Origin of the sequence: Tolypothrix sp. PCC 7601 (assembly GCF_025677855.1) — a bacterium.
Taxonomy (GTDB): Bacteria; Cyanobacteriota; Cyanobacteriia; order Cyanobacteriales; family Nostocaceae; genus Aulosira; species Aulosira diplosiphon.
Genome location: NZ_CP064879.1, coordinates 7,800,632 through 7,813,998, shown reverse-complemented (window position 1 = coordinate 7,813,998; position 13,367 = coordinate 7,800,632). Strand labels below are relative to the sequence as shown.

10 protein-coding genes are annotated in these 13,367 nt (G+C 42.4%); 4 read left to right on the top strand and 6 right to left on the bottom strand.

Annotated elements, in window-relative coordinates:
• Positions 1–101 precede the first annotated feature (101 nt).
• Together devC and HG267_RS31640 are read right to left on the bottom strand one after the other, a co-directional pair.
• Positions 102–1,280, bottom strand: coding sequence for an ABC transporter permease DevC (devC, locus tag HG267_RS31645; RefSeq protein WP_045874183.1), 1,179 nt, complete (start codon positions 1,278–1,280; stop codon positions 102–104).
• 101 nt (positions 1,281–1,381) lie between these two features.
• Positions 1,382–2,587 carry an ABC exporter membrane fusion protein gene (locus HG267_RS31640; RefSeq protein WP_045874182.1) on the bottom strand — a complete coding sequence of 402 codons (1,206 nt, stop codon included), beginning with the start codon at positions 2,585–2,587 and terminating at the stop codon, positions 1,382–1,384.
• A 1,287-nt stretch (positions 2,588–3,874) separates the two neighbouring features.
• Between HG267_RS31640 and HG267_RS31635 the strand changes: the two genes are divergently transcribed.
• Complete coding sequence (locus HG267_RS31635) at positions 3,875–4,012, top strand: hypothetical protein (protein ID WP_155539625.1); 138 nt, start codon at positions 3,875–3,877, stop codon at positions 4,010–4,012.
• A gap of 25 nt (positions 4,013–4,037) precedes the next feature.
• Positions 4,038–5,369 (top strand): ParB N-terminal domain-containing protein, encoded by a 1,332-nt coding sequence (locus tag HG267_RS31630; protein ID WP_045874181.1) that lies wholly within the window; start codon positions 4,038–4,040, stop codon positions 5,367–5,369.
• Positions 5,370–5,425: 56 nt separating this feature from the next.
• Here the strand turns inward: HG267_RS31630 and HG267_RS31625 are convergent, their stop codons facing one another.
• From HG267_RS31625 to HG267_RS31615, 3 genes are all read right to left on the bottom strand, one after another.
• Positions 5,426–5,938, bottom strand: a complete 513-nt coding sequence (locus HG267_RS31625; RefSeq protein ID WP_228045420.1) for an endonuclease domain-containing protein — start codon at positions 5,936–5,938, stop codon at positions 5,426–5,428.
• A gap of 31 nt (positions 5,939–5,969) precedes the next feature.
• Entirely contained in the window at positions 5,970–6,401 is a 432-nt protein-coding gene (locus HG267_RS31620; protein WP_045874180.1) for a hypothetical protein, read from the bottom strand.
• Positions 6,402–6,628: 227 nt separating this feature from the next.
• A complete protein-coding gene (locus HG267_RS31615; protein ID WP_045874179.1) occupies positions 6,629–7,009 on the bottom strand; it encodes a hypothetical protein in 381 nt (126 codons plus the stop codon).
• A 245-nt stretch (positions 7,010–7,254) separates the two neighbouring features.
• Between HG267_RS31615 and HG267_RS31610 the strand changes: the two genes are divergently transcribed.
• Positions 7,255–11,022, top strand: coding sequence for a CHAT domain-containing protein (locus tag HG267_RS31610; RefSeq protein ID WP_045874178.1), 3,768 nt, complete (start codon positions 7,255–7,257; stop codon positions 11,020–11,022).
• A 685-nt stretch (positions 11,023–11,707) separates the two neighbouring features.
• Here HG267_RS31610 and HG267_RS31605 read toward each other — a convergent pair.
• Positions 11,708–12,145, bottom strand: coding sequence for a hypothetical protein (locus HG267_RS31605; protein ID WP_045874177.1), 438 nt, complete (start codon positions 12,143–12,145; stop codon positions 11,708–11,710).
• Between the two features lie 911 nt (positions 12,146–13,056).
• Here HG267_RS31605 and HG267_RS31600 point away from each other — a divergent pair.
• Positions 13,057–13,335: a hypothetical protein gene (locus HG267_RS31600; protein WP_045874176.1), complete on the top strand. Its 279-nt coding sequence runs from the start codon at positions 13,057–13,059 to the stop codon at positions 13,333–13,335.
• Positions 13,336–13,367 lie beyond the last annotated feature (32 nt).

Sequence of the window (13,367 nt, the reverse complement as noted above, 5' to 3'; positions counted from 1 at the left end):
CAAAGTGATTAGGCAACTAATATGTGTTTAGTTGAGTGTCTATGTGTTGAGAAAATAATTTATCTAGCACAGAGGAACAAAGACACCGACAAGAACAAGAATTAGAAAATATCAGCCGGGTCAGCAGAACGTAGTTTGTTGATAGCTAAAGACCCTGAAGTTAAACACATTAATGTGGCTGATACAAAGACTAATGATGCATTATTAAATGTCATCACAATGGGCAGTTTTGTTGCTTTCATGGCAAAATCATATAACAGCACGGAAAAGATAAATCCGGGTATATAACTTAAAACTGCCAATATCAAAGCTTGTTGAAAGACAACATTTAATAAATATCTATTGGCATAACCCATAGCTTTTAATGTTGCGTAAGCTACGAATTGTGTAGCAATGTTGCTGTAGAGAATTTGGTAAACAATTACTACACCTACCACAGAAGCCATTGTTAGCATTAAGCTGAGAATAAAACCGATTGGTGTTCTCACAGCCCAATATTGTTTCTCAAAATCAATGAAACCTTGGTATGTAAAAACTTGCACATCATTAGGTAAGGATGCTTGTAAATCTTTCAGCACCTTATTAGGGTCTGTACCTGGTTTTAAGGTAATTACACCCACGTCAATCATTTCCGCAGGGCGGGTGTTGGGATTGATTCTGAGAAAAGTTGAATCGCTAACAATTAAGTTACCATCTACCCCAAAGGAAGGCCCCAAACTGAATAAACCTGCAACTCTAACACGATAACCAATTAAAGAGTTAAAGGGAAAGATTTCAACAGTTTGTTCGGTCTGACCTTGATCGAATCTTTCTGGAATCGGCCCAAACTCGGAACGTGAATCTCTGTCAAACAGCATCATGTCCGTAATTTTGAGCTTATCTAAATTCTCTTCAACCTCTGGGATATTTAAAACAGATCTGCCTGGATCAAACCCAATCACATAAATTGAATATTTCTCGTTATTTACCGGGTTTTTCAACTTGGCAAATTGCACATACATGGGGCTAACAGACTCAACACCATCAAACCCCAAAGCTTGATATAAACGAGTCCGAGAAAAGCTTTGATTGGAAGTCAAAGATTTGTATTGAGAACTAACTACAAACAAATCTCCTTTCAAGCTTTGATGTACTGCAGTAGCACTAGAATAAAGTGCATCTTGGAAACCTAGCTGAATAAACATCAGCAGCACAATAAAAGCAATCCCCGCTACAGCTACCAGAAAACGAACTTTTTGCTGGACTAATTGTAGCCATGCTAAAGGAATCTTAAAATTCATGAATTTTTGTCATTTGTCATTTGTCATTGGTCATTTGTCATTGGTCATTTGTCATTGGTCAGTTGATTGTTGACCGTTGACTGTTGACCGTTGACTGTTGACTAAATATGAATTGCTACATCCACTTGTAAGTTGGTGAGGCGTGATACCTTGGCACTTTCTTTTGGATCGTCTATGCAGATTTTGACTTCAATAATTTTGCGATCGGTGTCGGAACTGGGGTTGAGGCTGAAGATACTTTGCTTCTCAACTTGCCAACCTACATTTTCCACGGTTCCCTGCAATTTTCCTACAATGGCTGGGCTGGTAATGGTCACTTTTTGACCTTTACGCACTTTTTGAATATCGGTTTGGTAGACTTCTGCAACTACATACATTTGAGATATGTTACCTATCTCAGCAAAGCCGGAAGTAGCAATTACTTCGCCGGTTCTGGCATGAATTTTTAAAATTGTGCCGTCGATGGGCGATTTGATATAAGTTAAATCGAGGTCGGCTTTTGCTTGTTTGACTGCAGTTGTAGCACTTCTAACTTGGGTTTGTGCTACTTCTACATCTACAGGACGTACTTCTTTGACACTGCTAAGTTGCGATTGTGCTTGTTTAATTTGGCTTTGCAAGGTATCTTGAGTACGTTTTTTGGTGGCTTTGGCTTCTTCCAGCTGCTGTTGTGCAGTTTTGAGTTGCAGTGCTTTGCTATCGCCTACAGAAGCTGCGATCGCACCTTGTTTGAACAATTGCTGATAGCGATCGTTTTCGGTTTTGGCATTTTCTACCTGCGCCTGGAGACGTGCAATTGTGGCTTCTTGGGTTGCAACATCTCCTTTTAATTGGGATTGTAAGCTGGCGATTGTTGCTTTTTGCGCGTCAATATCTCCAGTTTTCGCACCAGATTTTACCTGCGCTAGTTGGGCTTTGGCTACTTGCAGTTTATCTAAAGCTTGTTGCAAAGCTGCTGTCGCACGATTGTAATCTTCCAGGTAAGCCAAAACTTGTCCAGCCTGTACCTTATCTCCTTCCTTAACCAAGAGTTTTTCAACTCGTACACCGTTAATGGAATTAGGTGCAGACAAATAAGTAATTTCGCCTTCCGGCTGTAAACGTCCTAAAGCCGTAATCGCAACTTTTGCAGGCGCAGGTTTTGTGGGGGTATTAGTTGGGCGAGTGTAAAGATTAGAGCGAAAGAATAATGTTGATAAACCGTAAAAAGATGCTAACCCAGTAGCTAAGATGACAGAAACTCCTAAAACAATTTGCCACCGATGAATAGGTTTAGAGAATAACGGATTTTCTTTGTTTGCTGTCATATTTTTATTCCAGTTTTGCTGTGTCGGGGGAATAATTTAAAGGTCTATCTCACTTGATTACATTCGACTTATCCCACTTTATGCTGTTTAAACTCAGTCTAAAAGTTCAGGATGATATGAAGTAAATTAATTGGTAGATTACTTGTCCAATATTAGAAAAATCAGTATATTAACTACTAATTTTTATTTCTTCTTAAGTATTTTCATCCTTCATCCTTCATTGGACTAGCAGGCATGGAATAAGTCTGATTAGTTGTAGGTAATTTTTTTACGCTTTTTTAGGTTAGAAAGATAATTCGTTACAAGCCGATATTCTCCGTGTAGAAGCACTCAATATGAATTAAAGCAACGCCAATAATGTCTTTAAAACCCAGCAAGGTACAAGGATTTATCAAGTAGAGTATATCTGGGCAAGGCAGTGCCTATAGGTGTCAACTTCAGCTAAAAGCGATAGGGTGGGCGTTGTACAAATACCTCGCGCCCTCATCCCCTAACCCTTCTCCCTCAGGGAGAAGGGGAATTGAATCTCTTGCTCCCCTCTCCCTGAGGGGCTGGGGGTGAGGGCGAAACCTTTCACAAGAGCGGGTTTCACGTTAAATTGACATCACTGGGTACTGCCGTGTCCCTACACCTCGCCATATCAATGTTGTACTCTTGCATCTGTTGCTGAATGGTGTTGATTGCTCAAAGCCTTAAATCAACTGGTTTTATACTCAGCACTTGGCTATAGATATGCAAACTAAATGTGGTTTAGCTGAATTGCTAATTACGCTACTACTAAGCATCCTTAGTTTTATCTTCTATAGCCAACAAATTCCAGAACTTAAGAATTAAGTAGCGCTAGCAACAAAAAATCTCCCAAATAATGTAGCGCTGATTGATATGACTAGAAAACTCGGATAAAGCTTTGTTAAAGTATTGCAAAAACACTTTAGCTTGTCAATCAGTTTTCACGGTCTAATTTGTTATTGAATCTCCATAATATCTCGAACAAATGACGAGGAAACGATTAATATACACTAAGTAATACCAATTCAAATAATGTTTGCGACAGATAAATTCTTTGTAAGGGCACGGCATCCTCAATCTTTTGGCATATCAAATATCTTACTGGTGCCGTGCCCCTACTCATCTGTCGCGTTCTTTTTTCAAAATGGTATAATTTTCCTCATTTAGCTCTTAGATATTATGGCTAATCAACTCACATTAATATTATCAATCAATTACTGTTAATTCATTTGTGTACCATTAGACAGTCTGGGGAAATTTGGGACTGGGGATTGGGTATTGGGGACTGGGGATTGGGGACTGGGAGATATTCCAATTACTCATTACTCATTACTCATTACTCATTACCCATGCCCCATGCCCAATGCCCCATGCCCCTTGACTATTGATATCTTAATGCTATGGTTGGTGTTTTGACTGGCTGCACTGAAGAACAGTAGTTATGCCTATTGTGCCAATAAATCAGATTCTCGTTGGTTGCAATCGTCGCCCAATTAAGGGTGATAAGGTGAATGAGTTGAAGGAATCAATTAAGGCTAATGGTCTGTTGAATCCGATTACGGTGGATCAAAAGCTGAATTTGATTGCAGGATTGCATCGGTTGACGGCTTGTAAGCTGTTGGGGTTAGATGCGATCGCGTGTAATATTGTGACTTACCAAAATGCAGAACAAGCGCGGTTAGCGGAAATTGATGAGAATTTAATCCGCAATGAGCTAGAACCGCTAGAACGCTCGGAATTATGGTTAGAACGCGATCGCATTTTGGAACGCATGGGATTGCGGGCGAAGGCGGGAGATAATCAACACACTCTCAAAGGTGGTGAAATGATTTCACTACCTGCAAAACGAACTGTGGAGTTAGCCAAGGAAGCTGGTTACTCTGAGCGCACTTTTCAGCATGGAAAGCAGATTGCGAAAGGGATTCACCCCGATGTCAAACAAATGATTAAGGGAACTGCGATCGCAGAAAGTCCCACGGCTTTATTAAAAATAGCTAGAGCTGGTAGTCAGGAACGCGCTTTAGCAGAAGCCGCACAACAGGCGTTGGAATTAGCCCAGACGCAAGGAGATATCCAAGCAGCACAAAGACAAGCAAAACTGCTAACTGAGGCGCGAAATCAGCAAAAAGATTTACAGATTTTAGCCTACAACAGTGCTTTGGCTGAGAAAGAAACAAAGTTACTGCTCAAAAAAAACCAGCGTCCCTCAGAAGAGTCAGGCGAGAAATTAGCGAACTCAGCTATCAAGGTGACAGTGGGCGAGCAATGGATGCTGGGGAGACATTTGGTATATTGTGGCGATACTTCCAAGCAGGATTTCATGAACCTGCTACCCTCAGATGCAGCATTGGCGATCGCAACTTTTTCCTCAACTTGGAACCATAATTATTTGGCTGGGGAAGCGCGGGTTGTAGCAGTACTGCGATCGCAAGGGCAGATTTACGAATTCTATAGGCACAATCAAATGCCTTTTCAGTACGAATTACTATTAGGAAATATCTATGTAGGGATTTTCTCTCATCAATCTCTATCCCAGCCCCAAACAGCAATTAATCTTGAAGGTGTAGAAGCAATTGTCAATTACTTAATTAATTTATATACCAGTCCCAATAATTTTGTAATTGCGCCTTTTATGGGGAATGGTGAAGTTCTAATTGCTTGCGATCGCATGGGGCGAATTTGTTTTATCGGTGATGAAAATGAAGAGTTGATTAGCCGGGGAATTGGGCGCTGGGAGAAGTGGACAGGAAAGCGATGTCAGAAAATGGGATGATAAAGGACGGAGAGTCTAGCATTGCTCAGTTCCCCTTCTCCCTGAGGGAGAAGGGGTTAGGGGATGAGGGCTTGAGCAATTGTATATAAAACTGACTCGATATCATTAAATATTTGCTCATTACTAAAGCGAATAACAGTAAATTGATGAGATAGCAACCAGTTTTCTCTAATATAATCTTCAGTTTGCTGACTTGCATGAATACTACCATCTACCTCGATAATTAGTAATTTTTCGTGACAATAAAAATCAACAATATATCTATCAATATTATGTTGTCTGCGAAATTTTTTATTTAATAAACGTCGATTTCTTAAACATTCCCACAATATTGTTTCTGCTGGTGTTTCTTGTTTTCTTAATTCGCGAGCGCGTTCTAATAATACATCGGGAATTTGTCGGTTGTTACCTGCTAATTGTGCAATTTCTGCCCTCACCCCTAGCCCCTCTCCCTCAGGGAGAGGGGGATAAGAGTTATTTTTATATTTTTGTTGATTCTCTTGTTCCTGTTCTTTTTCCTTACTCCCTCTCCCACAGGGAGAGGGTAGGGGTGAGGGTTCATATTCCATAATAAAACGTGAATTGACCAACAGTCTTATTCTATGCGCTAAGACTCGCGCTTTTACTATTATTATCTAATGCTTGTTGGGCAACATTTTTCATGCGGCTCGACCTCATTTTGCGGACGCGTTCGCCCTTGGCGTTGGCGAAGCCATCGCTATCTCGAACACCACCTGCTGTTTCATATTGAGGGCTATCTGTGCCGTACTTAATAGCAATTAGCATTAGCATTTTTTGAGAAAGTTTATTCAAATTTTTCTCCATCTCTTCAACTTCAGTTAAAGAAGAATCAGCTAAAGCCAGAGCGTTATTATGAACCTCAAGTTTATTACGTAACTGTTCCATTGACTCTAGCAGTTTGTCCAGACTATAATCATCATCCAGTTTCAGACTTGGATCGATCAATTTCATCCCATCTGCTCTTGACTTAACTTTTTCTAAAACGCTGGATTTACGTTTTTTGCGACTCATAAATTTGCCCCGGTTAAATAATTCTAAACATAGCTTGCCTTAATTAAATCGAAATCTGGTTCAGCATAAATAGCAGTTTTTGAACATATAATTTTCAGCTAATATCAGTAATATTTCGGTATTTAATTACAAAGAAAGGCAGAAGGAAAGAAGTATTAATAAAAACTTTAGTAGGGTGTGTTGTCGCGCAGCGCAACGCACCGTCAAGAATCTCAGGTGCGCGATTCCTATGGCATAACACACCCTTGTATATTGAGTTGAGCAAAGCCGCTACTGAGTTGAACAAAGCCACTATTGAGTTGAGCAAAGCCACTATTGAGTTGAGCAAAGCCACTATTGAGTTGAGAATAGCCACTATTGAGTTGAGCAAAGCCGCTATTGAGTTGAGAATAGCCACTACTGAGTTGAGGAAAGCCGCTATTGAGTTGAGAATAGCCACTACTGAATTGAGAATAGCCACTACTGAATTGAGAATAGCCACTACTGAATTGAGAATAGCCACTACTGAGTTGAGGAAAGCCGCTATTGAGTTGAGAATAGCCACTATCGTTAAGCCAATAGTGGCTTCTGTTGTTAGCGGGCGTTGTACAAATACCTCGCGCCCTCATCCCCTAACCCCTTCTCCCTCAGGGAGAAGGGGAATTAAATCTCTTGCCCCCCTCTCCCGGTGGGAGAGGGGCTGGGGGTGAGGGCGAAACCCTGCAACCAAGCGGCTTTCACCTTAAATTGACACAAATAGGCACTGCCATGCCCTCTAGAATATAAGGAAACGCGATCGCCTAGCATCTTTACGTAATTCACCCTAAACAGCTTGTATCATCTAAAGTAAGCTTCTACACCCAAACCGCCGGCTATGGAATTAAATCTCCGCTTCCCAGAGAATCATCAAGTCATTGTCACATTTGATGGGCAAGACACTGAGAGGCTGGATTTTGCCTCACCATTGAGTGCAGCAGACAGAGAAGAGATTCGCTGGTACTTAGAAACTTATGCGGCACGTTACACCACAGATGTAGACGATACACGGGCGGAAGGGATAGCAAAAAAATTCCGGCAATGGGGCGAAGATTTATTTAATGCGGTTTTTCAACATCGGACTGCTCAACGGCTGTTTAATTATTTTCAAGATCAAAATCAACCAGGACGCTTATTAACAATCAGCGCTAGTCATCCAGCAATTTTATCCCTGCCTTGGGAATTGTTACGCGACCCACAAGGTACTTATTTATTTCACGAAAATCCCCGCATTTCGATTCGTCGCCGCTTGGCTGGTGCAGGGGGTGGACGCAGGCCGTTTAAAGTGCAAGTCAAAGACCGATTGCGGTTATTGTTTGTCGTCAGTCGTCCCAGTGATGCGGGATTTATTGACCCCCGTGGTGAAGCAATGGCAGTATTGAACGCCATTCAACAAGCAGCAGCCGGAAGAGTTGAGGTAGAATTTTTGCGTCCAGCCACCTTGGATAATTTAGTAGCGCGGCTAGAAGACTCGCGCCAACCCCCTGTTGATATTGTGCATTTTGACGGTCATGGGGTATTTGATTTAGATGGGCGTTTCCAAGAACAGGCTAAACATAGCGACCCCGTGGGACTAACTAAAGGCGGGAACGAGAACGGCGGCAATATAGGTTATTTGTTATTTGAGGATAAAGAAGGGAAAAAAGCCCTGATTACTGCCGAAACCTTGGGTGATATGCTGAATCGGCAAAAAGTGGGGTTAATTGTTTTGTCTGCCTGTCAGTCGGCGGCGATGGGTGGGGAAGATGGAGAAGATGCAATGGGTAGTGTAGCCGCTAGGTTAACCCATGCAGGTATTCCCACAGTCTTGGCAATGACTCATTCGGTATTAGTGACAACTACCCAACAACTGTTTGCTAAATTTTATCAGGGTTTAGTATCTGGTGCTGGTATGGGTGAAGCATTAGATAATGCGCGGCGAGACTTGTATCTCAACCAACAACGGGGAGAACGGCAACGGGGTGAGCAACGAGTACAGTTAAAATTGCAAGATTGGTTTTTACCTGCGTTGTATCAAGCGGCTGGGGATACCTCATTATTGCAGCAAGACTTGAACAACCAAGAAAGCGGCGAGTCACCAAAATGGGGAAACTTGCCGGATTTACAAGAAGCTGGATTCTTCGGTCGTAGCCGGGAATTATGGCAGATAGAAAGATGGTTTGTGCAGGGAACGCGCCGCCTCACAGTATCGGGTTTTGGTGGACAGGGAAAAACCTATCTTGTCCAGGAAGCAGGACGTTGGTTACACCGCACAGGGATGTTTGAGAAAGTTTGTTTTGTAGATTATGCTGCTTTTGGTGGTGTGGATGCTGTAGGCTGGGCAGTTAGCACCCTGGCGACAGTGTTAGACGAGAGTTTAATTGATGGGGCGGCGGCAACTCAGGCGTTGCGTAAGCAAGCTACTTTGCTGATTTTAGATAACTTAGAAACCTTGCCAGTAGAAACTCTCCGGGAACTGTTAACTGTGGCAAAACAGTGGTCTGAGGTTGGGGAATGTCGGGTATTACTCACCACTCGCACACCAGATTTTCACCATCCCGATTATCCCACACAAGGCAGTCGCAAACATATCTCCTTATCTTTGCGAGGTTTGGGACAAGAAGATGCCCTAGCGTATTTCCAGAGTTTGATTAAACTGACGCTAGCACCCAAATTTGACCCACCTAAACGGGGCGTATTATTGGAATTATTTAAACTGGTGGATTTTCATCCCCTGTCCATTGGTTTGTTAGCGAAACAGTTGGAAAATCGCCGTCCGGCAGAGTTGGGACAACGCTTAGAAGCGTTGATTGCCCAAACACCAGATAATCCCCTCTTGGCATCGTTGAATTTATCTTTGGAAAGGTTGGATGCTGAAGCAATGCAGTTGTTGCCTCGTTTAGGCGTGTTTCAGGGCGGGGCGTTTGACATTAACTTGCTGGAAATTACAGAAATTTCTGAGTCACAATGGCAAACTTTGCGCCCAGCTTTAGAAGCCACTGGTTTAATTCAGCCCGAATATTTGCCTGGTGTCCGCTATCCTTTTCTCAAATTTCACCCCACCTTAGCACCTGCCTTGTGGCAGCGCTTATCCCCAGAAGCACAGACAGAACTGCTTGCCCATTATCAAGAGTGGTATTATCAAATTTCTAGCTATTTGTATTTTGAAGATAGCAAAAATCCTCATATAATTCGTGCCATTGCCGAACGGGAATTACCGAATTTACTTTATGCAGTTAATGGGACGTTGAATGCAGGTATAGAATGGGCGGTAGAGTTTGTTAAAAATGTAAACAGATTTCTTGGTTACTTTGGACTTAACCGCGATCGCACTAGATTAAATCAACGGATTGCTCAGTTAACTGGGGAAGTAGGTTCTGATACATGGTATCTCAGCCGTAGTAGTTCAGGCGAGCAATTATTCAATGCTGGTCGCTATCAACAAGCAGCGCAAGTGTTTAGTGAGATACTGGCAGAGTTGGGCGAACAACCAAGCTATAACCGCTGTAATACTTTGGGTTGGCTGGGGCGGTGCTTGAGATTGCAAAGACAAACAGCACAAGCAGCAGAAATTTACCGTCAGGCGTTGGTAGTGGCGCAGCAGTTGGAACAGTCTGATAATGTCAAGCAACTGATGGGAACGTCGCAGACTGAATTGGCAGATACGCTGACGGATATGGGAGATTATGGTGAGGCACGCATTGCTTATGAAGCAGGATTAGATATTGCCCAAGAAGTTGGAGACCCTCGTAACGCTGCGGTATCAAATTTTCAACTCGGAACTCTAGCCATGCAGCAAGGCAATCTTTCAGAAGCAGAACAGCGTTACCGTGAAGCACTGACTACTTTCCAGCAACTCAACGAACCAGCAACAGAAGCCAAGGCTTGGCATAACCTGGGTATAGTGTACGAAGAAGGCAATTTGTGGGACGCTGCGGAAGATGCCTACCGAAAATCAGCACAAATTAAAGAATCTCTAGGAAATCTGGCAGATGCAGCAAGTACTTGGCAACAATTAGGCAATCTCAATGCACTTACAGGGAACCTGGGAGAGGCAGAGGCTTGGTTTCGTAAGGCTTTGAAGCAATTTCAACAATTAGAAAATCAAGCAACTGCATCTCAAATATTAAGTAACCTCGCTTTCATACTACAAAACCAACCCCACCGCCTCAGCGAAGCCCGACAATTGGCAGAAGAAGCATTAGCTATCAAGAAAACCTTAGACCCAGCTGCGGCTAAGATTTGGAACGCCTATGACATCTTGGCAGATATTGCCGACAAGCAGGGCGACAGCATCCAAGCTAAAGAATATCGTCGCCAAGCAAGACAAGAAAAAGCGGCGTTTGCGGGGACACAGTATGAGTTGCGGAAATATAGGCGGTTGATTGCAGGGGTAGTAGCTGTTGTGGATAATGCAGAAATCAGGGAACAGCTAGAAATTGAGATAAAGAATCGTGCAGAAGATTTGCCAAATCTCGTTGCTCCCATCCGTCGCATCTTAGCCGGCGAGCGAGATGAGAATATACTGTGCGAGCCGTTAAATTTGGAACATTCTATGATTATCTCCGCTATCCTGCGGGGTATTGCTGACCCTCAATCCCTTGAAGCGTTATTAAATAATTCGTAATTCGTAATTCGTAATTCGTAATTCACCGTAAAAGTAGGGTGTGTTGTCGCGCAGCGCAACGCACCGCCAAGAATCTAATACCAAGTCAAAAATCGCGCTTCTGATGTTAGATGCCAGACAAAATTATATCGTCACCTGTAGGGGCATCGGCACTGCCGTGCCCTTAAGACTGTGTAGACTCAACCGATAACCGCGATCATATTTGCGACACATCAATTATTCTAGGCAATGCCTTGCCCATAGGTGTCAACTTAACGCGAAACCCGCTTGGTTGCAAGGTTTTCGCCCTCACCCCCAACCCCTCTCCCGGTGGGAGAGGGGAGCAAGAGATTTAATTTTCCTTCTCCTGGGGGAGCAAGAGATTTAATTCCCCTTCTCCCGGGGGAGAAGGGGTTAGGGGATGAGGGCGAAAGTTTTTGCACAATTCTAGAGATTTAATTTCCCTTCTCCTGTGAGAGCAAGAGATTTAATTCCCCTTCTCCCGGGGGAGAAGGGGTTAGGGGATGAGGGCGAAAGTTTTTGCACAACGCCCGCCTATATAGCTTTTAGCTTAAGTGGACACCACTGGGCATTGCCTTGCTCCTACCATCTGTCGCATTTTTTTCAAAATGGTATGAGGTGCGTTAGCCTACGGCATAACACACCCTACTACTCTTACTCTCCGCGCCTGTGCGTGATGCAAAATTCATTTATTATCCACTTCCGAAGAATAATCTTCACAAAAAGCTTTCAACCCAATATGAATAATAATCACCGTAATTGCAACAACTAAAGGCGATAACACATCCCCCGAAAAACCCATCCCTACCAACACCCCACCCAAGCGTTCCACAGCATCCTTATTATCCAAATCACCCCATTTCTGCCACTGCTTATTCAGCATTCCCCCTTCTTGGCATAAATCACTTTTAGCAGCGCGTCCAAATTTCTGCAAAAAACTCCGAGAATTTTCTTGTGTAACTTGTGTAATTACTTCGGTTTGTTTTACCAGCAACTTTTCATCTGATATTTTATCCTCTCCTTGTTTTTGCGCTGAATCTGGAGCAGAGCGCAGTTCTATTAACTGGCGGTCAATTTCCGCAGAGAGGGCAGTAATTTCTTCGGGGGTAAAGATGCTGTTCATTACTGAGCTTCAAGAGAATTCTGTTAAGAATAATCATAGAGTAGTATATGCCATGCACAGAAAAACTGCTGTAGTTAGCGACACATCCAAAAGTGATGACGAGTTGCGAGGGGTCAGATCCCCGACTTCTTAGAGAAGTCGGGGATCTAGCAACCCAGCAAAATTAATGAATTTTTGACTGCCTACTACACCTAACTATTCCCCATTACTCATTACCCATTACTCATTACCCATTACTCATTACCCATTACTCATTCCCCATTACTCATTACTCATTCCCCATTCCCCATTCCCCATTCCCCATCTGCTTACCATGCACTTTTATCAAAATTAACCTTTGCTTTATAAAGCACTTATTATTTGTTTAAGTTGAATTATCTTGATAAAACATCAAAAAATTTTGGGTAAATATGATGTTATGTTGAAAAAAATACGGTTAAGGCTTCATACAATCTTTGTACCAATGACAACGTTATCTATCTAACTTATTTATTACGGTGATTATTGTAATTGTTATTTAATCAATATCTAGCCAATCAGCAAGTGAATATGAGGTTGATAAACAAGGCTAAAGCTGACACTCGTGCTTTAGCCTTAATCAAATCTTTTTGTCAGCAACACTCAATTTTTTTTCTTAAATTCCTTTAAACCGATGCTGCGTGGGATGCAAATTGTGCTAGTGTTTGTATTAATTCAAGTCTTTCAAAGCGGCAGGTAAATTAGTTTTTTTCTTGGGAGCATGAAAGAAATAACTAAAGCCGGCGGCATTGTTACCACCTTATGAAGGCTCGATTAATGTTTAAATTACTGCATCTATTCGGAGTGAAATTGAGGTTTTTTCTGTAACGAACTTGTCAACTTCTATCGGGCGAATTGCATAAAATACATTATCCTGGAAGCTGAAACTGGCTATGACATTTATCAAGATACAGAACGTTGTCATTAACACCAGCTATGTGGCTGCAATCAACTTAGATAGTCAAACTAGTTTGGGAGAAAAGAGCGTTTCTGTCCTAATAGCTACTCCTAAGTTTCCCTTGCTTCAGTGGGATGCAGTTGCCCAAAATATCTATCATTACGAATGGCTAGAATTCACAGGTCAAGCTGCTACAGCGCTTCAAGACTATTTTAGTAACTTCAACAACGTCATTGACTTGCTACCACAATATCAAGAGTCGGGCGTTGTCTAGGATTTTCAAAATCACTGCTTGATCAAGTGTGT

Excerpts from the sequence above, each read along its gene's own strand:
- HG267_RS31625 (WP_228045420.1), bottom strand. The coding sequence starts at position 5,938 with ATGGAATATGAACCCTCACCCCTACCCTCTCCCTGTGGGAGAGGGAGT.
- HG267_RS31600 (WP_045874176.1), top strand. The coding sequence starts at position 13,057 with ATGACATTTATCAAGATACAGAACGTTGTCATTAACACCAGCTATGTG.
- HG267_RS31615 (WP_045874179.1), bottom strand. The coding sequence starts at position 7,009 with ATGAGGGCGCGAGGTATTTGTACAACGCCCGCTAACAACAGAAGCCAC.
- HG267_RS31640 (WP_045874182.1), bottom strand. The coding sequence starts at position 2,587 with ATGACAGCAAACAAAGAAAATCCGTTATTCTCTAAACCTATTCATCGG.
- HG267_RS31610 (WP_045874178.1), top strand. The coding sequence starts at position 7,255 with ATGGAATTAAATCTCCGCTTCCCAGAGAATCATCAAGTCATTGTCACA.
- devC (WP_045874183.1), bottom strand. The coding sequence starts at position 1,280 with ATGAATTTTAAGATTCCTTTAGCATGGCTACAATTAGTCCAGCAAAAA.
- HG267_RS31620 (WP_045874180.1), bottom strand. The coding sequence starts at position 6,401 with ATGAGTCGCAAAAAACGTAAATCCAGCGTTTTAGAAAAAGTTAAGTCA.
- HG267_RS31605 (WP_045874177.1), bottom strand. The coding sequence starts at position 12,145 with ATGAACAGCATCTTTACCCCCGAAGAAATTACTGCCCTCTCTGCGGAA.
- HG267_RS31630 (WP_045874181.1), top strand. The coding sequence starts at position 4,038 with ATGCCTATTGTGCCAATAAATCAGATTCTCGTTGGTTGCAATCGTCGC.